The sequence below is a fragment of the Amycolatopsis keratiniphila genome, assembly GCF_000400635.2.
GTDB classification, from domain to species: Bacteria; Actinomycetota; Actinomycetes; order Mycobacteriales; family Pseudonocardiaceae; genus Amycolatopsis; species Amycolatopsis keratiniphila.
On record NC_021252.1, the window covers coordinates 4,167,629 to 4,190,065 of the forward strand.

Sequence of the window (22,437 nt, forward strand, 5' to 3'; positions counted from 1 at the left end):
GCGGCGGCTCCGCTTACAGTCGGGGTATGCAGACTTGGTCATCGGTCGACGTGCCCCGTATCCCCGGCACCCCCCGTCCGCTGCGGCTCCACGACACGGCGACGGGGCAGATCCGCCCCACGGCGCCCGGGTCGACCGCCCGGATGTACGTCTGCGGCATCACGCCGTACGACGCCACCCATCTGGGGCACGCCGCCACGTACCTGACGTTCGACCTGGTGAACCGCCTGTGGCGGGACGCCGGGCACGAAGTCCACTACGTGCAGAACGTGACGGACATCGACGAGCCCCTGTTGGAGCGCGCCGAGCGCGACAAGGACGACTGGGTCGTCCTCGGCATGCGTGAGACGGCGCTGTTCCGCGAGGACATGACCGCGTTGCGGGTGCTGCCGCCGCGGCAGTTCGTCGGGGCCGTCGAGAGCATCCCGGAGATCGTCGAGGTCATCGCCAAGCTGCTGGCCAACGGCAGCGCCTACCGCGCGGACGACGCCGAGTACCCGGACATCTACTTCGACCACAACGCCACAGGGCACTTCGGGTCCGAGTCGAACTACGACGCCGAGACCATGGCGAAGTTCTTCGCCGAACGCGGCGGCGACCCGGACCGTCCCGGCAAGCAGCACCCGCTCGACGCGCTGCTGTGGCGCATGGCGCGGCCGGGCGAGCCGTCGTGGGAGTCCGAACTGGGCGCGGGCAGGCCGGGCTGGCACATCGAGTGCAGCGCGATCGCGGTCAACCGGCTCGGCCTCGGCTTCGACGTCCAGGGCGGTGGTTCGGACCTGATCTTCCCCCACCACGAGTACAGCGCCGCGCACGCGGAGGCCGTCGCGGGGGACCGGCCGTTCGCGCGGCATTACGTGCACGCCGGGATGATCGGCCTCGACGGCGAGAAGATGTCGAAGTCGCGGGGGAACCTCGTGTTCGTCTCGCGGCTGCGCGCCGACAAGGTCGACCCCGGCACAATCCGGCTCGCGCTGTTCGCCGGTCACTACCGCGAGGACCGGCCGTGGACCGCGCAGTTGCAGACGGACGCCGAAGCACGGCTGGCACGCTGGCGCGAAGCGGTCTCGCTCGCCACAGGCCCGGCGGCGGAGGACACCGTCGCGCGGCTGCGTGACCACCTCACCGACGACCTCGACACGCCCAAGGCGCTCGCGGCCGTCGACGCGTGGGTGGAGCAGGCGCTGAACCGTTCCGGAACCGACCCGGCCGCGCCCGGGCTGATCCGGAACGCGGTCGACGCACTGCTCGGCATCGAGCTCTGAGGAACGTCATGAAAGGGTCGTTCAGGACATCTTTCGTCCTGAACGACCCTTTCCTGACATCCGTATAACGCCCTACACGGCCACGCGACCGGCTTCCAGCCGGAGGTGGTCACCCGCCCAATCCCGCCGCAGCCATCGATCATGAGACGCGATGACGACGGCACCCGGCGCGGAATCGAGCGCGGTGAACAGTTCCTCGGCCAAGGTGAGCGAGATGTGGTTCGTCGGCTCGTCCAGCAGGAGCACCTCCGGCGGGTCGGCGATCAGCAACGCCAGCGCGAGCCGCCGCCGCTGCCCGACCGACAACGCGCCGACGCGGGTCCCGAGATCACGCGGAGCCAGCAATCCCAGCCCGCGCAACGGTGGAGCGTCCTCGCCGAGGGCTTCGACGTAGGTTCGCTGCGCGGTCTTCTCCGGCTCGGCGAACACGACGTCCTGTGCCAGCAGGCCGATCCGCACCCCGCGTCCGGAAAGGACGGTGCCGGAGTCCGGGGTCAGCGAGCCGGCGAGGACGGACAGCAGCGTCGACTTCCCGGCGCCGTTGCCACCGGTGATCAGGAGCCTCGACGTGGTCGTGACGTCCAGGGTCGCCAGCCGCAGCCGGCCCGCGATCTCGATGTCCCGTACCGAGATCGCCGTCTTCCCCTCGCCGGGCTCGCCGGTCAGATCGCCCTGGAACCGCAGCGGCGCGGGTGGTTTCCGCACCTGATCGCGTTCCAGTTCGTCCAAGCGCAGCTGGGCGTTGCGGACCCGGCGTGAGATCTGCTTCTGCACCCTCCCGGTCTTGAAGTCGTAGAGCATCTTGGCGTTGTCGCGCTGCGGCCGGTTGTGCGCGACGTTGCGCGCGGTAACGGCCACCGCTTCGCGCAGTTCCTTGAGCTCGTCCTGTTCCTCGGCGTAGCGCTGTTCCCAGCGCGCCCGCTCGGCCCGTTTCTGGTCCAGGTAGTCGGAATACGTGCCGCCGTACCTGGTCGGGCCGCCCAGCGCCGGGTCGAGGTCGACGATGTCGGTGCACACCGCGTCGAGGAACACGCGATCGTGCGACGACAGCACGAGGACGCCGGTCAGCGAAGCGAGATGCTGTTCGAGGAACTCCATCGCGGCGTCGTCGAGATGGTTCGTCGGCTCGTCCAGGACCAGGGTGCCCGGCCGCCGGATGAGCAACGCGGCGAGGCCGAGCCGCGACCGCTGGCCGCCCGACAGCGTGCCGAGCTCGCGCGCCGGGTCGATCCCGGCCAGTCCGAGCCCCGCGCACACGACCTCGGCGCGCCGGTCGGCGTCCCACAGGTCGTGCGCCTGGGCCCATTCGAGCACCGTGCCGTAGTCGTCGAGCACGGCAGCGTCGTCCGGATGCCGGGCGAGCGCCGCGGTCAGTTCGTCGAGTCTCGCCGACGCCTGCCGGATCTCGGCGAGGGCGTCGTCGATGACGTCGGAGAACCGCGCGGTGAGCGGGAAAGGCAACTCCTGCAAGAGGAATCCGAGGTCGTCGCCTCGGAGTACCTCGCCACCCTGCGGCTCTTCGACCCCGGCCAGCAAGCGCAGGAGCGTGGACTTGCCGACGCCGTTCTCGCCGACCAGCCCGAGCCGCTGCCCGGCCGAAGCCGCCAGGTTCACGCCGTCGAGGACGACGCGGGCACCGTAGGAGTGGACGAGGTCCTTGGCGATCAGGGAAAGAGACATACGACATCACCGTGCTTCTTCGGACATGGGAGACCCCGCCGGGCCTCGTGGCTTACGGGAGCCGTGCTCGACCGAAGCCGCCTCGGGGCGGGGAAGGCGTGATGTCAGCTGTCCATGATGCGAAGAGTCTAACGCAACAGCTGTAGCGTTAGTCAACCCCTTTTTCGGAGCGCAGGCGAGCGGCCTCTCGTTCGGCGAACGCGCGCCCGTCGGCCAGGACGCCGAGCAGCGCGGTGAGCTGGCGCCGGTCCAGCTTGCCCAGGCGGTCGCCGAAGAACCGGGCCATGGGGGAGTAGAGGTCGGCGACGTCGTCGAGCCGGTCCGGGAGCGGGCGGATCGCGAGACGGCGGCGGTCGGCCGGATCGGGGACGCGCTCGACCAGCCGCCGCGTCTCCATCCGGTCGAGCATCCGCGTCACCGCGCCGGTGGTCATGCCGAGCGCCCGTGCCAGCTCGGTCGGCGAGGTCGCGGCGCCGCTGATGACCAGCTGGAGCCCGTGCAGTTCGGTGGGGCTGATCCCGAGCCGTTCCGCCATGGCCGTCTGGAACAGGACGGTCGCGCTGACGAACCGGGGGATCTCCAAAGCCGCCGCGGTGGCGAGTTCTCGCTGGTCAGGCACGTGCTTCCTTTGCGCAGTAAGTGAGCTGTGCAGCTGCTGTCTTGTGCAGCAACTTCTCCGGCAAGGGTATCTGCTTGACAGGGGTCCGGTCACCTGTAAATCTGAAAGAGAAATTTCGAAAGAAACCTTTCAGATTGGATCGGCGATGGCCGGGTTACCGCCGCGCAAGCGGGTCGAAGACGTCGAGCTGATGCGGGCGCTGGCGCATCCACTGCGTTCGGCGCTGGTGGACCACCTCATGGCCGTCGGCCCGCGCACCGCGAGCGAGTGCGCGGCGGCCGTCGGCTCGACCGCCTCGAACTGCAGCTGGCATCTGCGTCAGCTGGCGCGGCACGGCCTCGTGGAGCGGGTCGAGGGGGAGGACGGGCGGGAACGGCCGTGGCGGGCGTGCCAGGTCGGCATCGAGTTCGGTGACGACCCGGAGCTGCACGGGGCGCAGCTGGCGGTCGTGGGGACCACTCTCGCGCGGGAAAAGGAGCTGACCGAGCGCTATCTCGACGCCGCCGACCGGCTCGGCAAGGAGTGGCGGGACGCGTCGGGGATCAGCAACTACTCGCTACGGGTGACCGCCGGCGAGCTGGAGGAGCTGGTCCAGCGGATCGACGCGCTCGTGCGGCCCTACGTCGGCGCGATCCGTGAAGACGCTCCCGCGGGGGCGCTCCCGGTCCACTTGGGACTGCGGGCGTTCCTCCGCATCGACGCCGAGGGGAAGCCGAGCAAATGAAACCGTTGAGGGAACCCGCCTTCGCGCGGTTGTGGATCGCCGCGTTCTTCTCCGAGACCGCCGAGTGGATGCTGCAGATCGCGTTGCCGGTGTTCGTCTTCCAGGCCACCGGTTCGGCGGCCACCACGGCGTTGAGCATCGTCCTCGGCCTGGTGCCCGCGCTGCTGCTGAGCCCGGTCGCCGGCGTGGTCGCGGACCGCTGGAACCGGCGGCTGGTGCTGTGCGTGGTGTGTGCTGGGCAGGCGTTCGTGGCCCTGCCGCTGCTGTTCGTCGCGTCCGGCGGCCCGGTCCACGTGATCTACGCGGTGATGGCCGCGCAGGCGGGCCTCGCTTCACTGTTCGAGCCCGCACGCAACGCGCTCGTGCCCGAACTGGTCCCTCCCCGCGAGCTGATCGGCGCCAACGGGCTGATGAGCATCAACGGCAGCGTGGCCCGGCTCGCCGGCGGCTGGGCGGGCGGTCTCCTGCTCGGGTTCGGCGGCCTGGGCTGGGTCGTGGTCGCCTATCTCGGCGTACTGGTGATCGGCTCGGCCCTGCTGGCGCGCCCGTTCCGGCGCGTCGCGGCACCGAAAGCGGCCGGACCACACGAACCGGTGGTGCGGGCGTGGCTGGACGGGCTTCGGGAGATCGGCCGCGAAGGACGCCTTCGCCTCGCCGGTGTCGTCGTGGTGCTGACGTCACTGGCACAGGGGATGTTCCTGGTGCTCTTCGTGGTCTTCGTGCTCGACATCCTCGACGGCACCGAAGGCGACGTCGGCCTGCTGCGCGGCGTACAGGCACTCGGCGGGCTGGCCGCGGGATTCGCCGTCGCCACCGTCGCCCGCAAGGTCGCGCCCGCCGCACTGCTCGGCTGGGGCGGGCTCGCGCTCGGCCTGCTGTCGGCGGTGATCTGGAACCTGCCCGCGCTGACCGCTTCGCTGGGCGTTTTCATCGGGCTCTTCGGCCTGGTCGGCGCGCCCGGGGTACTCGCCGGCTCGGGGCTGCTCTCGCTGGTCCAGACCGCCGCGTCCCCGGAACGCTCCGGCCGCGTGCTGAGCACCGTCTTCGCCGGGACCGCGGGGTTCACGGCGGTGGGCGCACTGCTGACGGGCTGGCTGCTGAGCGTGCTGGGCACAGCGGTCCTGCTGAACGTCCAAGCGGGTCTGCACACCGTCTCGGCGTTGATCGTGCTCGGTGTGTCGGCGTCGGGCAGGCTGCGCGGTGACGCCGTTCCGGCGATCCCCCGGACCGGGTGAAGCTACGGTGGTGGAGTGCCGCATCTCTTCGCCACCAGCGACCTCCACGTCACCCATGAGGGCAACGCCCCGCTCGTCGACGAGGTCGTCCCCCGTACCCCCGACGACTGGCTGCTCGTGGCCGGTGACGTCGCCGAACGCGCCGAATCCGTGATCGGGGTGCTCAAGACCTTGCGTGAACGCTTCGCGAAGGTCGTCTGGGTACCCGGCAACCACGAGCTGTGGACCACCCAGAAGGACGAATGCCAGCTGCGTGGGCAAGCGCGTTACGAGCATCTGGTCGAACGCTGCCGCGAGATCGACGTCCTCACCCCGGAGGACCCGTACCCGGTGTGGGAGCACCAGGAGAAGCCGCTGACGATCGCGCCGCTGTTCGTCCTGTACGACTACAGCTGGCGGACCCCCGCGGCCGAAGGCCTGCCGATGCTGACGGCCATCGAGCAGGCGCGCGAGGCGGGCGTGCTGTGCACGGACGAGTTCTTCCTGCACCCCGATCCGTATCCCAGCAGGCAGGCGTGGTGCGCCGACCGGGTGAAGATCAGCACGGAGCGGCTGGAGGCGATCCCCGAGGACCACGGGACGATCCTCATGTCGCACTGGCCGCTGCACCGCCACCCGACCGAACCGCTGTACTTCCCGGAGTTCGCGCTGTGGTGCGGGACGACCGAGACCGAGGACTGGCACCAGCGGTTCCGTGCCGAGGTCGCGGTCTACGGGCATCTGCACATCCCGCGCTCCACGGAGGCGGACGGTGTGCGGTTCGAGGAGGTGTCGCTCGGCTATCCGCGTGAGTGGCGGAAGCGGGCGCGGGGGCCGATCCCGCTGCGGCGCATCTTCTGACCCCCTGCCGAATGCTATGAACGGTCCGTTCCTTGCAAAATTTGCAAGGAACGGACCGTTCATAGCGCTTGAAGGGACGCGATCAGACCCGTCCGGGGCCGTCCTGGCCGGGACGGCGACGCCGCAGGTACCGCTCGAACTCCGCCGCGATCTTGTCCCCGCTGACGTCGTCCAGCGTGAACTCGGTCTCCGCGTCGCCGCGCTCCTCGAGCCCCCGGACGTACTCGCTGATCTCCTCGTCCTCCTCGGCCATCTCGGTGACCGTCCGCTGCCACTCCTCGGCCTGCTCGGGAAGGGCGCCGAGCGGGATCTCGACGTCGAGGACGTCCTCGAGTTTGTGCAATAGCGCCAGCGTGGCCTTGGGGGACGGCGGATGCGAGACGTAGTGCGGCACGGCCGCCCAGATCGAGACCGCCGGGACACCCGCCTGCACGCAGTAGTCCTGCAGGACTCCGACGATGCCGGTCGGTCCCTGGTAGTTGTTCAGCTCCAGCCCGAACTGGGAAGCGGTGTCCTTGTCGTACGCCGTCCCGGTGACCGGGACGGGTCGCGTGTGCGCGGTGTCGGCCAGGAGCGCGCCGAGGGTGACGACGGTGGAGACTTCCAGTTGCTGGATGTGCTCCAGCAGTTCGGCGCAGAAGGCGCGCCAGCGCATGTTCGGTTCCGGCCCCTGCACCAGCACGATGTCCCGGCTGAAGCCCTCCGGACGGCACACCGAGAGCCGCGTGGTCGGCCAGTCGACCCGCCGGGTGACGCCGTCCACCATGCGCACGGTCGGTCTGCTGACCTGGAAGTCGTAGTACTCGTCAGGACTCAGCTCGCTCAGTGGGGTCGCATCCCAGTTGAGCTGGAGATGCTCGACCGCCCGGCTGGCCGCGTCACCTGCGTCGTTCCATCCTTCGAAGGCGACGATCATGATCGGCTTGGTGTCATCCAAGTGGTCGCGGCCGGGCCGCTGGGTCTCGTCGACGGGCTCACTCACCGGACCAGCCTACGACCAGGCGGCCGTGCGCCGTTGGGCATGTCCGGTGGCGTTTCGCGGGCGCGAACCGCGCGGAGCCGACGCAATGCGACATTTCGGGCAACCACCTGGCCGCCGACGTGAATCCGTCTCGGCTACCGTGGGCTCCGGAAGGCCTGACCGAACGTGAGGGGGAGCCGTGACCGAACCGTCCACACCGGACGGACTCGCCGCCGTGCTGTGGGACATGGACGGCACGCTGGTCGACTCGGAGAAGCTGTGGGACGTCGCGCTGTATGAGGCCGTCGAGAGCCTCGGCGGCAGCCTGACCGAGGAGCAGCGCCTGAGTCTCGTCGGGTCCAATATGGACGACACGGCCGCGTTCCTGCTCGAAGTGTGCGCCAGGCCCGTGACGCCCGAGTCGATCGCGGAGATGGGGGAGTGGATCCGCCGCCGCACGGCCAACCTCTTCGACGGTCCGCTCCCGTGGCGTCCCGGCGCGCAGGAGCTGCTCGAACTGTTGCGCGCCAACGGGGTCCCGATGGCGCTGGTCACCTCCACGGAACGGTCGCTGACCGAACTCGCGCTCAACACCATCGGCCGCGAGTACTTCGCCGCCACGGTCTGCGGTGACGAGGTCGATGGTCTGAACAAGCCGCACGCGAGGCCGTATCAGCTGGCCTCGGAGTTGCTGGGAGTCCCGGCTTCCCGGTGCGTGGCGATCGAGGATTCACCGCCCGGCGCGGCTTCCGCTGCCGCCGCGGGCTGCACGGTGGTGGTGATCCCGAACGACGTCGACGTCGAACCGGGAGAGCGGCGGGTGTTCCGTTCGACGCTGGTCGGGCTCGACGTGCCGGCGCTGACCGCGCTCCTGCCCTGACCGCCATGTCGCATTTCCGCTAGACCCCGCCCCGTCCGGTCGGTGATGCTTGCCCGGTGCATGAGGATTTCGAACGCTGTGTCCGGGCGGTCCAGGCGAAGGACGCCCGGTTCGACGGCTGGTTCTTCACCGCCGTCCTGACGACGCGGATCTATTGCCGGGCGAGTTGCCCGGTCGTCCCGCCCAAGCCGGAGAACATGACGTTCTACCCGAGCGCGGCGGCCGCGCAGGAGGCCGGGTTCCGTGCCTGCAAACGGTGCCGCCCGGACGCCAGCCCCGGGTCGCCGCAGTGGAACGAGCGCGCGGATCTGGTGGCCAGGGCGATGCGGCTGATCGCCGACGGCGTCGTCGACACCGACGGCGTGAGCGGGCTGGCCGCCCGGCTCGGTTACAGCGTCCGGCAGGTGGAGCGGCACGTGCGCGCCGAACTGGGCGCCGGCCCGCTCAGCCTCGCCCGTGCGCAACGGGCGCAGACGGCACGGCTGCTGATCGAGACGACCGGCCTGTCGATGATCGACGTCGCCCTCGCCGCGGGGTTCGGCAGCGTCCGGACCTTCAACGACACCGTCCGCGAGGTCTTCGCCCTGTCCCCGACGGAACTGCGGGCCCGCGTCCGCACTGCACCGGCAACCGCGCCCGGGACGCTGAACCTGCGCCTGCCGTACCGGAAGCCGCTGTTCCCGGACAACCTCTTCGGGCACCTCGTCGCGACCGGCGTCCCCGGCGTCGAGGAATGGCGCGACGGCGCGTACCGCCGCACGCTGCGGCTCCCGCACGGTGCCGCCGTCGTCGCGCTCAAGCCGGAAGACGGTTACATCGGCTGTCGGCTCACCCTGTCGGACCTGCGTGATCTCTCGACCGCGATCAGCCGCTGCCGCCGCCTGCTGGACCTCGACGCCGACCCGGCCGCGGTCGACGAAGCGTTGGCCGCGGACCCGCTGCTCGGCCCCCTCGTGGCCGCCGCGCCAGGCAGGCGGGTGCCGAGGACGGTCGACGGTGACGAGTTCGCCGTCCGCGCGGTCCTCGGCCAGCAGGTGTCCACCGCGGCAGCCCGCACTCACGCCGCCAGGCTGGTCCTCGCGCACGGTGATCCCGTCGACGATCCGGACGGCGGCCTCACCCACGTTTTCCCGGACGCCGCCGCGCTCGCGGAGATCGACCCGGAAAGCCTCGCGATGCCGCAGAGCCGCAAGCGGACCCTGCTCGGCCTCGTCACGGAACTGAACGGCGGGGAACTCGATCTCGGCGCGGGAAGCGACTGGCAGCGCGCCCGCGAACGGCTGCACGCGTTGCCCGGCTTCGGCCCGTGGACCGTCGAGAGCATCGCGATGCGCTCGCTCGGCGACCCCGACGCCTTCCTGCCGACCGACCTCGGCGTCAAAGTCGCCGCCAAGGGGCTCGGGCTCGGCCCGGCGGCGTTCGCCGCGCACGCCGAACGCTGGCGCCCGTGGCGCGCCTACGCCGTCCAGCACCTCTGGGCGACCGGAGATCACCCGATCAACCGGCTGCCCGCCGCCTGACTTCGAGGAGCGCCATGCGCACGCACACCGTCATCGACAGCCCGTACGACAAGCTGACCCTGGTCGCGGACGGCGAGAGCCTCTGCGGGGTCTACATGGTCCAGCAGCGGCACCGTCCGGCCGAGGAGAGCTTCGGCCATCCGGACCCGGGCGCGCCGGTCTTCGTCGACACCGAGAAGCAGTTGAAGGAGTACTTCGCCGGACAGCGGAAGGAATTCGATCTCCCGCTGAGCTTCGGCGGCACCGAATTCCAGCGGATGGTCTGGGAAGGCCTGCTCGGCATCCCATATGGCGAGACGGTTTCCTACGGCCAGCTCGCCGACCGTCTCGGCAGGCCCACCGCGTCGCGCGCGGTCGGGCTCGCGAACGGGAAGAACCCGATCAGCATCATCGTGCCGTGCCACCGCGTGATCGGTTCCAACGGCGATCTCACCGGTTACGGCGGTGGTGTCGAACGGAAACGGCACCTGCTCGACTTCGAACGGGGCGGCGCCGCGCTGTTCTGAAGTGTGACGCGAGCGGCAACACACCGGCCCGGGGCAGCGCGACGCGGGCGCGGATGGAAGGATCTCCAGACCGTGAAGACCTTCGATGAGCTGTTCGCCGAGCTTGCCGAGCGCGCCCGTACGCGCCCTGACGGTTCCGGCACCGTCGCCGCGCTGGACGCGGGAGTGCACGCGCAGGGCAAGAAGGTGCTCGAAGAGGCGGGCGAGGTGTGGATCGCCGCCGAGCACGAATCCGACGACAGGCTCTCCGAGGAGATTTCACAGCTGCTGTACCGCGTGCAGGTGCTCATGCTCGGCCGAGGACTGTCGACAGAGGACGTGTACCGGTACCTGTGACGCGGTCGCGTCCGGAGAACCAAGGAGAAGCAATGCTGCGTGTCGCCGTGCCGAACAAGGGAGCCCTCGCCGCCGCCGCGACGGAGATGCTCGGAGAGGCCGGCTACCGCAAGCGACATGAGGCCCGCGACCTGACCGTGCTCGACACGGTCAACGAGGTCGAGTTCTTCTTCTTGCGTCCCAAGGACATCGCGATCTACGTCGGATCCGGCGAGCTGGATCTCGGCATCACCGGCCGCGACCTCGCGCTCGACTCCGGCGCCCCGGTCGAGGAGATCCTCGGCCTCGGCTTCGGCGGTTCCACCTTCCGGTACGCCGCGCCGGCGGGCCGCGAGTGGCGGGCCGAAGACCTGCAGGGCAAGCGGCTCGCGACGTCGTACCCGCGGCTCGTGCGCGAGAACCTGAAGCAGCACGGGGTGGAGGCGGAGGTCATCCGCCTCGACGGCGCCGTCGAGATCTCGATCCAGCTCGGCGTGGCCGACGCCATCGCGGACGTCGTCGAGTCGGGGCGGTCGTTGCGCCAGCACAACCTCGTGGCTTTCGGGGACCCGATCTGCGTGTCGGAGGCGGTGCTGCTGCAGCGGGCGGGTACCGAGCACACCCGGCCCAAGGACCAGCTGAAGGCGCGGCTGCAGGGTGTCGTCTTCGCCCAGCACTACATGATGCTGGACTACGACTGCCCGCGGTCGTTGCTCGACGCGGCCATCGCGATCACGCCGGGCCTCGAGTCGCCGACCGTCGCGCCGCTGGCCGACGCGGACTGGGTGGCCGTGCGGGCGATGGTGCCGCGCAAGGAGGTCAACCGGATCATGGACGAGCTCGCCGAGACCGGTGCCAAGGCCGTCCTGGCTTCGGACATCCGGGCCTGCCGCCTCTGACCCCGCTTAAGACGCTATGAAAGGTCCTTTCCTTGCAAATTTTGCAAGGAAAGGACCTTTCATGGCAGTGGCTAGCGGGGACGGTTGGGCTTCTTGGGCATCAGGTCGTAGAGCTTCTTGCGCGCTCCGTTGTCCTTGGCGCTGCGAGTCACCGAGACCTCGGTGATGAAGTCCTCGAAGACGAACTCCTCGTCCGCGGGCACGATCGCCGAGGCCGGATGGTTCTGCAGATAGCCGTCCAGCGTCTCCGCGATCTCCCGGAACGACAGTGCCTGCAGCGTTTCCGGCGCGTACGTCGTCACCGGCACGCCGTGCGCGGCGGCTTCGTTCATCACGACACCGAGCGGGACGTGCGACAGCATCGGGATCCCGAACGCGTACAGCTCCTGCAACGCCGCGGCCGCGTAGTGCGAGATCGGGCGGCGGTACAGCCCTGGCACGAGGCCGTAGTAGGCGATCGGCGGACGGCCGACGGTCTGTTCGACGTAACGCACCTGGTCCGAAAGCAGGCGCAGCGCGCGGATGCTCGTCCGGTCCGGCTGCACCGGCACGAGGATCCCGTGCGAAGCGGCGAGCGCGTTGTTGGTCAGCACGTCGAGCGCGGGCGGGCAGTCGATGACGATGTGGTCGTAGTTGGCGAACTGGATGACCCTGGCCAGCTGCCACCCGGGCACCCGGAACTGGTCCAGCCGCCGGATCAGGTCGAACATCCCCGGCGAGGTCGGGATGACGTCGAACGCGCCGCCCCGCCCGAGGTTGCTGCGCGGATGCCGGACGACGAGTTCCTCGATCGGGCCCTTCCACACCTTGGTCAGGGCTTTCGCGAGGCTGGGCATGTCCGGCGCCACCTCGTCCAGCCCGAGGAGTTCGGTGGTCGCGTGGCCCTGTGGGTCGAGGTCGATCAGCAGCACCCGGCGGCCGCGTTCGGCCAAAGCGGCCGCCGCGCCCACGCTGAGTGAGGTCTTGCCGACCCCGCCTTTCTGGTTGACCACCGAGGTGATCTGCATGCCGAAGCGCTCCCTGTGTCTGTTGTTCCGGGAAGGCTATTGGAAACACGCCGAGAAAGCGCGTCTATCAGCCCGCCTGTCGCGGTCGCACCAGCAAGGCCTGCGCCCCGGAGGCGATCGGCCCCGACGCGTCGTGCAGTGTCGTGGTCGCCGTGCCGATCCCGTTCGGGCCGACCAGGGTGGCCGCGTCGACGCCGATCCAGTCGCCGAGCGGTGGGCGGCGGAGGTGCACCGTCAGCTCGGAGTTGATGAACCACCACTCGCGCGGGTCCAGGAAGTTCGAGATCCCGTTGCCGGAATCCGCCAGCACGAACAGCCGCTGCAGCGGGCTCGGCTTCTCCCCGTCGACGAGCGCGACGCGCTGCCTGCCCCAGACGGTCGCGGGGCCGGGTTCGTCCAGCGCGCCCTTGACGCGGCGCCACTCGACGGCGTCGAGATACCCGCCGTGCCAGCTCTCCGGCCAAGAGGACGTCGGCAGCCCCTCCGGCGACGGCAGCGCCGGACCTTCCGCGGTGGCGACCGCCGTGGTGTCCGAAGTCGCGATGCGCCACGCCGAGGCGCGGGCGATGACCCGCTCACCGTGGGAGAGTTCGGCTGTCAGCAACTCGACCGACCGGCCCGGCCGTTCCACCCGGGCCCGTACCGACAGCTCCTTCAGTGGCGCGGGCCCGAGGATCTCGACCGTCACCCGTGCCAGCTGGCTCGCGTGCGGCGCCTCGACCTCTTCGAGCGCGCGGACCAGCAGCGCCGAGGGCGGCCCGAAGTGCTGCGCGTCCGGGGTCCACGGGCCGGCGGTGTGCGGGGTCGGGAGGAAGACGCCGTCACCCGACGGTACATAGAAGGCTTCTGTCACATAAGCACCCTAGGCCGTGTCCGATGAGGCCGTTCGCGGTCTCCGCGCCCAGGCGCTCCCTGACGGCACGGGCGGATACGGCCGAGTACGACCCGGTACGAGGCCGATCCGCCCGCACCGCCAGGAACCACCTGGATCACGAAGCCCATCGAACGGACTCACCGGACACGGCCTAGTCCGCACGGTCCAATACGGACTCCTCGCCGGGATCCGGCTCCGGCCAGCCGGGATACGGCGGGGGAGTGCCGCCGTACTGCGGGCAGAGCGCCTGGTGATCGCACCACGCGCAGAGTTTGCTCGGATTCGGCCGGAAATCGCCGGTCTTGCCCGCTTTGAGGATCGCCTGCCAGATCGCCTCCAGCGTGCGCTCGAAGCGGATCAGCTCGCCCTCGTCGGGCGTGTAGGCGAGGGACTGCCCGTCGGTGAGGTACATCAGTTTCAGCTGGCGCGGCACGACACCGCGAAGCCGCCAGAGGACCACGGCGTAGAACTTCATCTGGAACATCGCCTTGGCCTCGCCGATCTCGCGGGGCGCGGCACCGGTCTTGTAGTCGACGACGCGGATCTCGCCGGTCGGCGCCACGTCCAGCCGGTCGACGTAGCCCCGGAGCAGCACTCCGGAGCCCAGCTCGATCTCGACGTGCAGCTCACACGCTTCCGGCTCCAGACGGCGCGGATCCTCCAGGCCGAAGTAGGTGTCGACGAGCTGCTCGGCCGACGCGAGCCACGACGTGACGGCCTCGGGATCCTCCTGGTCGAACAGCTCGATCCACTCCGGACGTTCCGAGGACAGCTCCTCCCACGCCGGCGCGAGCAGCTCCTTGGCCTGCGGAGGGGTGCGATCGGCCTGCGGAAGGGAGAACAGGCGCTCCAGTACGGAATGCACCAGCGTGCCGCGCAGCTGGGCCTTCGTCGGGATCTCGGGCAGTCTGTCGACCGCTCGGAAGCGGTAGAGCAGCGGACACTGCTTGAAGTCGCTGGCACGCGACGGGGACAGGGCCGGCCGACGGCGCGGGATTTCGGCGCCGGGCGGCGGATCGGCGGTGACCGTGTCGGTGTCGGGCATGGGAGGAGCGTATCGCCGGGCACCGACAGTTTCGGGACCGCAACGCACCGGAGCGACATGACCGACACCACCCGGACGGGAAGGGCGGGTTACCGGCACCCCACAACCGGGCATCTACGCTTCGACACATGGCGGTGACGGGTGAGCAGGGCCCGCCTCGACGAGGCGTGGCACCAGAGGGTGGTCTCCTGCTGTTCCGGGTCTCCGGGATCCCCGTGCTGCTGGCCCCTTCGTGGTGGATCGGCTCCCTGATCATCGTGGTGCTCTACACCCCGCTGGTCGGCCGGATCCTGCCCGGCGCCACCACGCTGACCTCCTGGCTGCTGGCTGCCGCGTTCGCGGTCCTTCTCGGCCTTTCGGTGCTCGCCCACGAACTCGGGCACTGCCTGGTCGCGCTGCGCCTCGGGATCCCGGTCCGGCGCCTGCGGTTGTTCCTGCTCGGCGGCCTGTCCGAGGTCGCCAGGACTCCCCGCCAGCCTCGGCAGGAAGGGCTCGTCGCCGCCGCGGGACCGGTGGTTTCGTTGCTGCTCGGCGGATTCTGCGGGCTGCTGATGTTCGCCGTCCCGCCGGAGAGCGCCGCCTGGCTGCTCATCGCCGAATGCGCCGTCGCGAACTTCGCCGTCGGGATCTTCAACCTCCTGCCCGGACTTCCGCTCGACGGCGGACGGCTGGTCCGCGCCGGGGTCTGGGCTGCCACGGGACGCCGCGAGAAGGGCACGCGCGCGGCGGTCGTTGGCGGCGGTGTCGTCGCGGCGGGCCTGGTCGTCTGGGCGCTGTGGGGGTTGGCGGCTGGCAGCGAGGATCGTTGGCTCCGCCTCGGTGTCTGCGTCGTGACGGCGTGGTTCGTGGTCCTCGGCGCGCGAAGCGAACTCGCCGCCGAAACACGACGGGGGTGGCCGGAAGGCGTACGGCTCAGCGAACTCGTCCGGCCCGTTCTCCAGCTTCCCGCGGAAAGCCCCGTTTCGGACGCGCTGGCCGCTTCGGCGGGCCGCGGGGTGGTCCTGGTGCGCGCAGACGGCGTCGCGGCCGGGCTGCTCGACGAGACGGCCGCCGCGCAGCTGGCCGGGACGTCGCCGCACGCGCCCGCTGAGATGGCCGCGGAGCCGATCCGCGCCGACACCGTGCTGCTCTCCTCGGAGTCGGGGGAGGAGATCGCCGAGCGGGTCAGGGAAACCGCCGCGTGGCAGTTCCTCGTGGTGGACGACGAAGGCAGGCCCGCGGGGGTGCTCCGGCGGGAAGACCTGCGCGCCGCGATGACCCGGAGCCGACCCCCGGCGTAGCGCGGTACGGCCACCTGCGAGGATCGGTCATCGATCATTCGCGGGTATGGAGGTTCAGTGTCGGTCCGAGGGCCGTTTCGTGTTGGTGACCGGGTTCAGCTGACCGACTCCAAGGGGCGGCACTACACCATGGTGCTGGCCGAGGGACAGCAGTATCACACCCACCGCGGCGCGCTGGCGCACGACGACGTGATCGGTGCGCAGGAGGGTTCGGTCGTCACTTCGGCGGGCGGCAGCCACTATCTGGCGCTGCGCCCGCTGCTGCCGGACTACGTGTTGTCGATGCCGCGTGGGGCCCAGGTGATCTACCCGAAGGACGCCGCGCAGATCGTGATGTGGGGCGATATCTTCCCGGGGGCCCGGGTGCTCGAGGCGGGCGCCGGCTCCGGCGCGCTGACCTGCTCGCTGCTGCGTGCGGTCGGCTCGGAAGGCACCGTGCAGTCCTACGAGATCCGGGACGACCACGCCGAACACGCCGAGCGGAACGTGGAGAAGTTCTTCGGCCACAAGCCGGACAACTGGTCGCTGACGGTCGCGGACCTGTCGACGCACACCGGCGAGGTCGACCGCGTCGTCCTCGACATGCTGGCGCCTTGGGACCAGCTGGAGACGGTCGCCGCGCATCTGGTGCCGGGCGGCGTGCTCACGGTCTATGTGGCGACGGTCACACAGCTTTCGCGGATCACGGAAGCTTTGCGGGATCAGCAGTGCTGGACCGAGCCGGAATCGTGGGAAACCCTCATGCGCCCGTGGCACGTCGTGAGTCTCGCGGTGCGGCCGGATCACCGGATGGTCGCGCACACCGCGTTCCTGCTGACGGCGCGGCGCCTGGCGGACGGGACCGTGTCGCCTCGGGTGCACCGGCGCTCCGGCAAGGGCTAGCGGGGAATCACCTCACGCACCATTTGCCGTCGCGTTTCTTCAGCGGGAACGGCGTGTCCTTCTGGCCGCCCGCGCCTTCGACGTGAACGGTCACGGAGGCGGAGTCGCCGCTGACCGACGGCGGGTCCGGGACGGTCGCGGTGACCTTCCCCGCGGCCGCCCACTTCCGGCCGAGTTCGGCCAGATCGGCCGAGGACTGCTGGACGCAGGTGAGCTTCCCGAACGCCGTCGCGTCGTGATTGACGATGGCCGCGGCGATCGCCTTGCCGACGACCTCGACCGCGGCCACGTCCGGATCCACCGGCACCGGACGGGAGGAACCCGGCGTCGGCGAGGGCGTGAAACTGCTCGACGCGGCCGGGTCGGAGCCGGATGGGGCCACCAGGAGCAGCCCCACCACGACCCCGGCCACGACCGCGCCGCAAACCACCGCGACGGCGGTCAGCTTGTGGCTCACCGTCACGGGTGGGTCACTTCTTGTCGGCCTTGATGTCCTTGAGGCACCACAGTTCCGATTCCTTGGCCGCGGTGATGGTGCCTTCCGCCGTCTTGGTGCCCTGGGTCGCGCGGTAGCGCCCGGTCGCCCGGTCACCGCTTTCCTTGGCGGGCTCGATGATCTCGAGCTTGATGGGGTCGAGCGGCTTGCCCTCGTCCTTGGTGTTCTCGCTACGGCAGATCAGGTTGAGGAACGTCTGCTTGTCACCCGCGCTGTAGGAGGTCGCGGCGCTTTCGAAGACCTCTTGCGGCGTGGCCTTGCCGCCCGGCGCCGGACCGGAGCTCTTGGTCGACGACGTGCTCGGCGAGCTCGACCTGGTGCGCGTCGAGCTCGGCTTCTGCGACGAGGACGGGGCCTCCGACGGGGCGGCGCTGCTGGAGGGCGGCGCGGCGACCGGGTTGTCGTCGCCGGAGTTCAGCGCGATGACCAGGGCGGTGACACCGCCACCGACCAGCACGACCGCGCCGATCGCGATGCCGACGATCAGGCCGGTCTTCTTTTTCTTGGGTGGCTCTCCGCCGCCGTAGCCGCCTTCCTGCGGGTACGCGTTGAAGCCGCCCTGCTGCCCGTACGGATCCGGCTGGCCGAACTGCTGCGTGCCACCGGGGTATCCCTGCTGGGGCTGAGGACCGCTCTGCGGGTAACCACCCTGCTGCTGGCCGTACGGGTCCTGTTGTCCGTACTGGCCGGCGCCGGGGTATCCCTGTTGCGGCTGGGGGCCGCTCTGCGGGTACCCGCCCTGCTGGCCGTACGGATCCTGTCCGTAGCCGCCGGGCTGCTGCGGCGGGTATGTCATGGCTGGTGCCCCCTAGCTGTTCTGCGAAAATGCTCAACATGACCTGCGGGTCCGCCTCCCCGGCGAACGTCGCCCGATGCTAGCCATCGAGCCGGATCGCCGCTCGATTAGGGCCGAACTGAGACCGGAAACCCGTTTGCACCCGGACGGAGCCGGGTATTCCGTCGCAGGTCAGGCCAGGTGGACGGATTGTGACCATGAGTGTGCCGGACCCGGCACCGGGATGGCCCCTTGCGCGTCGCGAAGGTACGTGCTGGCGGGTCGTCCGGAACGCGACGCGCCGATCTTGTGATGCGGAAAGGCCTTTTATTGTCGGTGATCGCCGGTACCGTGGAATGAAAAGCACTCCGAGGAGGTGCCCGATGCATCATGACCTTCCCGGAGGTCGGCGCGAGGAGGCCGACCCTTCAGAAACGACCGGAGCTGGAACCACGTCCGACGAGCAGGCACGTCAAATCCGCTTCCTCGAGGAGGAAGTAGCCCTGCTGCGCCGGAAGCTCACCGATTCCCCACGTCAGAACCGAGTGCTGGAGCAGCGACTCGCCGAGGCGTCGGAACGCGTGAGCCAACTCACTGAACGCAACACGAAACTGGTCGAGACGCTCCGCGAGGCGCGTGGCCAGTTGCTCGCGTTGCGGGAGGAGGTCGACAGGCTGGCCCAGCCTCCGAGCGGTTACGGCGTGTTCGTCACCGCGTACGAGGACAACACGGTGGACGTGTTCACCGCGGGCCGCAAGATGCGGGTTTCGGTCTCACCCGCGGTCGAGGTCTCGTCGCTGCAGCGCGGACAGGCGTTGCGGCTCAACGAGGCGCTCACCGTCGTCGAAGGCGGTGACTTCGAGCGGATCGGCGAGGTCTGCGCGCTGCGCGAGGTGCTGGCCCCGGACGTCGAGGGCGGCAGCCCCCGTGCGCTGGTGGTCGGGCACGCGGACGAGGAGCGGGTCGTCCTGCTCTCCGATCCGCTGGCCGAACAGCCCCTCAAGCCGGGCGATTCCCTGCTGGTGGACTCGAAGGCCGGCTACGCCTACGAGCGCGTGCCGAAGGCGGAGGTCGAGGATCTCGTGCTGGAGGAGGTGCCCGACGTCCGCTACGAGGACATCGGTGGCCTCACTCGGCAGATCGAGCAGATCCGCGACGCCGTCGAGCTTCCCTTCCTGCACGCGGATCTGTACCAGGAGTACCAGCTGCGCCCGCCGAAGGGCGTGCTGCTCTACGGGCCTCCTGGCTGCGGAAAGACCCTCATCGCCAAGGCGGTGGCCAACTCGCTCGCCAAGAAGGTCGCGGAAGCCCGCGGCGACTCGGCGGACGGGAAGTCCTACTTCCTGAACATCAAGGGTCCGGAACTGCTGAACAAGTTCGTCGGGGAGACCGAGCGGCATATCCGCCTGATCTTCCAGCGGGCTCGGGAAAAGGCCTCCGAAGGCACCCCGGTGATCGTGTTCTTCGACGAGATGGACTCGATCTTCCGCACCCGCGGTTCGGGCGTGTCCTCCGACGTGGAGACCACGATCGTCCCGCAGCTGCTTTCGGAGATCGACGGTGTCGAGGGCCTGGAGAACGTCATCGTCATCGGCGCCTCCAACCGCGAGGACATGATCGACCCGGCGATCCTGCGGCCGGGCCGGCTCGACGTCAAGATCAAGATCGAGCGTCCGGACGCCGAAGGCGCGAAGGACATCTTCTCCAAGTACCTGTCCGACGGTCTCCCGATCCACGCGGACGACCTCGCCGAGTTCGGCGGGGACGTGAAGGCGACCTTCGACGCGATGATCCAGCACACCGTCGAGCGGATGTACGAGGAGACGGACGAGAACAGGTTCCTCGAGGTCACCTACGCCAACGGTGACAAGGAAGTCCTGTACTTCCGCGACTTCAACTCGGGCGCGATGATCCAGAACATCGTGGACCGGGCGAAGAAGTCGGCGATCAAGTCGGTGCTGGAGACCAAGCAGCCCGGCCTGCGCGTGCAGCATCTGCTGGACGCGATCGTCGACGAGTTCGCGGAGAACGAGGACCTGCCCAACACCACCAACCCGGACGACTGGGCCCGGATCTCCGGCAAGAAGGGCGAGCGGATCGTCTACATCCGCACGCTCGTCACCGGCAAGAACCAGGATTCGGGGCGGGCGATAGACACCGCCACGAACACCGGTCAGTACCTGTAGCACGAGCCGAAGGGGCCCTTCACCGCATGCGTTGCGGTGAAGGGCCCTTTCGCGTCACACGGCTACGGCTTCTTCGGCCTTCTTGCGCGGGCTCAGCCGCCCGTGCGCGGCCAGGATCCCCAGAACGACGAGCAGCGCGCCGACGGGCTGGTTCCACGCCAGGGGTTCGTCGAGCACGATGACGCCGAGCAGGACACCCACAACGGGTGTGAGGTAGGTCACTGCCGAAGCGTTCGACGCGCCCCACGCCGCGATGATCGACGCGTTCCAGGCGTAGGCCAGCCCGGTGCCGAGCGCCCCGAGCGCGATCATGCTGAGCACGATCGGCGTGTCGAGGCGCACCGGCGTCGTCGCGATGAACGGCGCCAGCACCAGCATCACCACGGCACCGCAGCTGACCTGCCCGAGCGCGATGGTCGGCGCGTCGAGGTTCCGCCAGGAGATGAACCGTCGCACGTAGACGAACGAGATCCCGTAGCAGGTCGTCGCGCCGAGGCAGGCCAGCTGCGCGGTCAGCTCGTGGGAGACGTCGATCCCTTGCCAGACCCCGACGATGGTGAGCACTCCCAGGAAGCCGAGGATCAGCCCGGTCGTGCGGGCCTTCGTGAACCGTTCCGACGGCAGGGCCGCGGCGGCGATGAGCATGGTGATCAGCGGTGTCGTCGCGTTGAAGATGCTGGCGAGCCCGGAGGAGATGTACTGCTCGGCCCAGGAGAACAACAGGAACGGGATGACGCACAGCAGCACGGAGACGACCGCGAGATGGCCCCAGAGCGCCGGATCGCGGGGGAGTGGCTTACGACGCCACGCGGCGATGGCTATCAGCGCCACCGCGCCGAGGCAGACGCGGGAGAGCGCCACCTGAGCGGGCGACAGGCCGGTGAGACCGACCTTGATGAACAGAAAACTCGCACCCCACACGATCGCGAGCGCCGCGAACCGGATCGCGATACTGAAACGTCCCAATTGTCCTTCTCCTGATTCCACAAGTCCGCGCTCAGTGAATCCCGGCATCCCCCTTGCGCTCCAGCGGTTTTCGGACGATGTGGTCGACGCCTCCCGCGTGGCGCTCGGCCGAACCGGCCGTATAACGACCTATACTTCCGGGCTGTGAGCGAATCCTCCGGGCGCCCGCGCGCGCCGATCACCGAAGCCGATGTCCTGGCTTGGCTGGAAACGACGGCCGCCGCCGTCCGGGCGGGCGACGTGAGCGCGCCCGAACTGATCGAGCTGCTGGGCGAGTTGCGCAGGGCTTCCGCGGCCTGCGCCGACGCCTCCGACTGGGCGTTGCTCGCCGCGAGGGAGGAGGGCGCCAGCCTCCGTCAGATCGCGCCGGTGTTCGGCAAGGGTTACGTTCGGGCCCCGGCGGCCCGCCTCGAGAAGCTCCACCGGCAGGCACAGAATTCGAGCCAGTGGCTCGCGATCCTCCGCCACAAGAACGAAGGAGCCCTGTGACGGACACGGAAATCCCCGTCGGCGACCGGATCGCCGTCGGGCTGGCGGCACTCGGCAGGCCCGCGTACATCAACCTCGGCCGGACCGAGGCGCTGCCGCCCGGGCGTGAGTTCGAGGCGATGCGCGCGGCGACCTACGACGTGCTGGACGACGCGTACCGCGCAGGCGTCCGCTGGATCGACGTCGCCCGTTCGTATGGTTCTTCGGAGGAGTTCCTGGCCGGCTGGCTCGCCGACCGCGGCCACGCGGACGTGACGGTGTCGAGCAAATGGGGCTACCGCTACGTGGGGGAGTGGAAGCTCGACGCGCCGGTGCACGAGGTCAAGGAGCACACCGCGGCGCGGTTCGCCGGGCAGTGGGCGGAAACCGTTGACCTGCTGGGGAAGGCGGTCTCGCTCTACCAGGTCCACTCGCTCACTGTGGACAGTCCGCTGTTCGCCGACGACCGGCTGATCGGCGCGCTCGCCGAACTCGCCGCCGACGGTGTCCCGGTGGGCTTCTCCACGTCCGGGCCCGCCCAGGCGGACGCGGTGCGCCGCGCGTTCGAGCTGGAGGTGGCCGGAATCCCGGTCTTCAGCGCCGTGCAGTCGACGTGGAACCTGCTAGAACCCTCCGTCGGCCCGGCGCTCGCGGAAGCGCACGCCGCCGGGAAACGGGTGCTGGTCAAGGAAACCGTCGCGAACGGACGGCTCGTGGTCGAGCCGCCGTCATCGCTCGCGCGGATCGCGCGGGAGCACGGGACGGGGCCGGACGCGGTGGCCATCGCGGCGGTGCTGGCGCAGGACTGGCGGCCGGTCGCGGTCATCGGCCCGTCGAGTACGGCGCAGCTGCGGGAGAATCTCGTTGCCGCGAAGGCGAAGCTGACCGCCGATGAGCTCGCGGAACTCGCGACGCTCGCCGAGGAGCCGTCCGCCTACTGGCGGCACAGGTCCTGCCTCGGGTGGCAGTGAAGGGCTGGACTAGTCTCGCGGCAAACGTCACGCGGGACATCGG

The 22,437-nt window shown here is 69.6% G+C and carries 23 protein-coding genes; 14 read left to right on the top strand and 9 right to left on the bottom strand.

Features of this window, described 5'->3' with window-relative positions:
• Positions 1 to 26 precede the first annotated feature (26 nt).
• Positions 27 to 1,265: a cysteine--1-D-myo-inosityl 2-amino-2-deoxy-alpha-D-glucopyranoside ligase gene (gene mshC / locus AORI_RS59930; protein ID WP_043848111.1), complete on the top strand. Its 1,239-nt coding sequence runs from the start codon at positions 27 to 29 to the stop codon at positions 1,263 to 1,265.
• A 72-nt stretch (positions 1,266 to 1,337) separates the two neighbouring features.
• Here mshC and AORI_RS59935 read toward each other — a convergent pair whose 3' ends face one another.
• Together AORI_RS59935 and AORI_RS59940 are read right to left on the bottom strand one after the other, a co-directional pair.
• Positions 1,338 to 2,945, bottom strand: coding sequence for an ABC-F family ATP-binding cassette domain-containing protein (locus AORI_RS59935; protein WP_016334140.1), 1,608 nt, complete (start codon positions 2,943 to 2,945; stop codon positions 1,338 to 1,340).
• 148 nt (positions 2,946 to 3,093) lie between these two features.
• Complete coding sequence (locus tag AORI_RS59940; protein ID WP_016334141.1) at positions 3,094 to 3,564, bottom strand: MarR family winged helix-turn-helix transcriptional regulator; 471 nt, start codon at positions 3,562 to 3,564, stop codon at positions 3,094 to 3,096.
• A gap of 145 nt (positions 3,565 to 3,709) precedes the next feature.
• Here AORI_RS59940 and AORI_RS59945 point away from each other — a divergent pair, with 145 nt between their 5' ends.
• From AORI_RS59945 to AORI_RS59955, 3 genes are read left to right on the top strand one after another with little or no spacing between them, the layout of a single operon-like run.
• Positions 3,710 to 4,288 (top strand): winged helix-turn-helix domain-containing protein, encoded by a 579-nt coding sequence (locus tag AORI_RS59945; protein ID WP_016334142.1) that lies wholly within the window; start codon positions 3,710 to 3,712, stop codon positions 4,286 to 4,288.
• Positions 4,285 to 5,523 (top strand): MFS transporter, encoded by a 1,239-nt coding sequence (locus tag AORI_RS59950; protein WP_016334143.1) that lies wholly within the window; start codon positions 4,285 to 4,287, stop codon positions 5,521 to 5,523. Before AORI_RS59945 ends, AORI_RS59950 begins: the two co-directional genes overlap by 4 nt.
• A 15-nt stretch (positions 5,524 to 5,538) precedes the next feature.
• A complete protein-coding gene (locus tag AORI_RS59955) occupies positions 5,539 to 6,363 on the top strand; it encodes a metallophosphoesterase family protein (protein WP_016334144.1) in 825 nt (274 codons plus the stop codon).
• Between the two features lie 82 nt (positions 6,364 to 6,445).
• Here the strand turns inward: AORI_RS59955 and AORI_RS59960 are convergent, their stop codons facing one another.
• Entirely contained in the window at positions 6,446 to 7,345 is a 900-nt protein-coding gene (locus AORI_RS59960; RefSeq protein ID WP_016334145.1) for a PAC2 family protein, read from the bottom strand.
• Positions 7,346 to 7,523: 178 nt separating this feature from the next.
• Between AORI_RS59960 and AORI_RS59965 the strand changes: the two genes are divergently transcribed.
• The 5 genes from AORI_RS59965 (at position 7,524) to hisG (ending at position 11,444) form a co-directional block, all read left to right on the top strand.
• Positions 7,524 to 8,204 carry an HAD family hydrolase gene (locus AORI_RS59965; protein WP_016334146.1) on the top strand — a complete coding sequence of 227 codons (681 nt, stop codon included), beginning with the start codon at positions 7,524 to 7,526 and terminating at the stop codon, positions 8,202 to 8,204.
• 56 nt (positions 8,205 to 8,260) lie between these two features.
• Positions 8,261 to 9,724, top strand: coding sequence for a DNA-3-methyladenine glycosylase 2 family protein (locus AORI_RS59970; RefSeq protein WP_016334147.1), 1,464 nt, complete (start codon positions 8,261 to 8,263; stop codon positions 9,722 to 9,724).
• 14 nt (positions 9,725 to 9,738) lie between these two features.
• On the top strand, positions 9,739 to 10,230 hold the full coding sequence (locus AORI_RS59975; RefSeq protein WP_016334148.1) for a methylated-DNA--[protein]-cysteine S-methyltransferase: 492 nt from the start codon (positions 9,739 to 9,741) through the stop codon (positions 10,228 to 10,230).
• Between the two features lie 72 nt (positions 10,231 to 10,302).
• Positions 10,303 to 10,566 (top strand): phosphoribosyl-ATP diphosphatase, encoded by a 264-nt coding sequence (locus AORI_RS59980; RefSeq protein WP_016334149.1) that lies wholly within the window; start codon positions 10,303 to 10,305, stop codon positions 10,564 to 10,566.
• A 32-nt stretch (positions 10,567 to 10,598) separates the two neighbouring features.
• Complete coding sequence (gene hisG, locus AORI_RS59985; protein ID WP_016334150.1) at positions 10,599 to 11,444, top strand: ATP phosphoribosyltransferase; 846 nt, start codon at positions 10,599 to 10,601, stop codon at positions 11,442 to 11,444.
• A 71-nt stretch (positions 11,445 to 11,515) separates the two neighbouring features.
• Here the strand turns inward: hisG and AORI_RS59990 are convergent, their stop codons facing one another.
• The 3 genes from AORI_RS59990 to AORI_RS60000 all read right to left on the bottom strand — a co-directional run bounded on the left by AORI_RS59990 (position 11,516) and on the right by AORI_RS60000 (position 14,370).
• Positions 11,516 to 12,451 carry a ParA family protein gene (locus AORI_RS59990; RefSeq protein ID WP_016334151.1) on the bottom strand — a complete coding sequence of 312 codons (936 nt, stop codon included), beginning with the start codon at positions 12,449 to 12,451 and terminating at the stop codon, positions 11,516 to 11,518.
• Positions 12,452 to 12,518: 67 nt separating this feature from the next.
• Complete coding sequence (locus AORI_RS59995) at positions 12,519 to 13,304, bottom strand: thioesterase family protein (RefSeq protein WP_016334152.1); 786 nt, start codon at positions 13,302 to 13,304, stop codon at positions 12,519 to 12,521.
• 172 nt (positions 13,305 to 13,476) lie between these two features.
• The gene (locus AORI_RS60000; protein ID WP_016334153.1) at positions 13,477 to 14,370 is read right to left on the bottom strand and encodes a RecB family exonuclease; all 894 of its coding nucleotides are present in this window, start codon (positions 14,368 to 14,370) and stop codon (positions 13,477 to 13,479) included.
• A gap of 128 nt (positions 14,371 to 14,498) precedes the next feature.
• Here AORI_RS60000 and AORI_RS60005 point away from each other — a divergent pair, with 128 nt between their 5' ends.
• Positions 14,499 to 15,650: a M50 family metallopeptidase gene (locus AORI_RS60005; protein ID WP_046199796.1), complete on the top strand. Its 1,152-nt coding sequence runs from the start codon at positions 14,499 to 14,501 to the stop codon at positions 15,648 to 15,650.
• 57 nt (positions 15,651 to 15,707) lie between these two features.
• Positions 15,708 to 16,532: a tRNA (adenine-N1)-methyltransferase gene (locus AORI_RS60010; protein ID WP_007035384.1), complete on the top strand. Its 825-nt coding sequence runs from the start codon at positions 15,708 to 15,710 to the stop codon at positions 16,530 to 16,532.
• Between the two features lie 7 nt (positions 16,533 to 16,539).
• Here AORI_RS60010 and AORI_RS60015 read toward each other — a convergent pair whose 3' ends face one another.
• Both AORI_RS60015 and AORI_RS60020 read right to left on the bottom strand, forming a co-directional pair.
• A complete protein-coding gene (locus tag AORI_RS60015; protein ID WP_016334155.1) occupies positions 16,540 to 16,995 on the bottom strand; it encodes a hypothetical protein in 456 nt (151 codons plus the stop codon).
• A 7-nt stretch (positions 16,996 to 17,002) separates the two neighbouring features.
• On the bottom strand, positions 17,003 to 17,824 hold the full coding sequence (locus tag AORI_RS60020; protein WP_016334156.1) for a hypothetical protein: 822 nt from the start codon (positions 17,822 to 17,824) through the stop codon (positions 17,003 to 17,005).
• Positions 17,825 to 18,186: 362 nt separating this feature from the next.
• On the opposite strand from AORI_RS60020, the gene arc reads away from it, so the two are divergent.
• Complete coding sequence (gene arc / locus AORI_RS60025; RefSeq protein WP_037337492.1) at positions 18,187 to 19,989, top strand: proteasome ATPase; 1,803 nt, start codon at positions 18,187 to 18,189, stop codon at positions 19,987 to 19,989.
• A 54-nt stretch (positions 19,990 to 20,043) separates the two neighbouring features.
• Here the strand turns inward: arc and AORI_RS60030 are convergent, their stop codons facing one another.
• Positions 20,044 to 20,955, bottom strand: a complete 912-nt coding sequence (locus AORI_RS60030) for a DMT family transporter (RefSeq protein WP_016334158.1) — start codon at positions 20,953 to 20,955, stop codon at positions 20,044 to 20,046.
• Between the two features lie 144 nt (positions 20,956 to 21,099).
• On the opposite strand from AORI_RS60030, the gene AORI_RS60035 reads away from it, so the two are divergent.
• Positions 21,100 to 21,444 carry a hypothetical protein gene (locus AORI_RS60035; RefSeq protein ID WP_016334159.1) on the top strand — a complete coding sequence of 115 codons (345 nt, stop codon included), beginning with the start codon at positions 21,100 to 21,102 and terminating at the stop codon, positions 21,442 to 21,444.
• Positions 21,441 to 22,394 (top strand): aldo/keto reductase, encoded by a 954-nt coding sequence (locus tag AORI_RS60040; RefSeq protein ID WP_016334160.1) that lies wholly within the window; start codon positions 21,441 to 21,443, stop codon positions 22,392 to 22,394. Before AORI_RS60035 ends, AORI_RS60040 begins: the two co-directional genes overlap by 4 nt.
• Positions 22,395 to 22,437 lie beyond the last annotated feature (43 nt).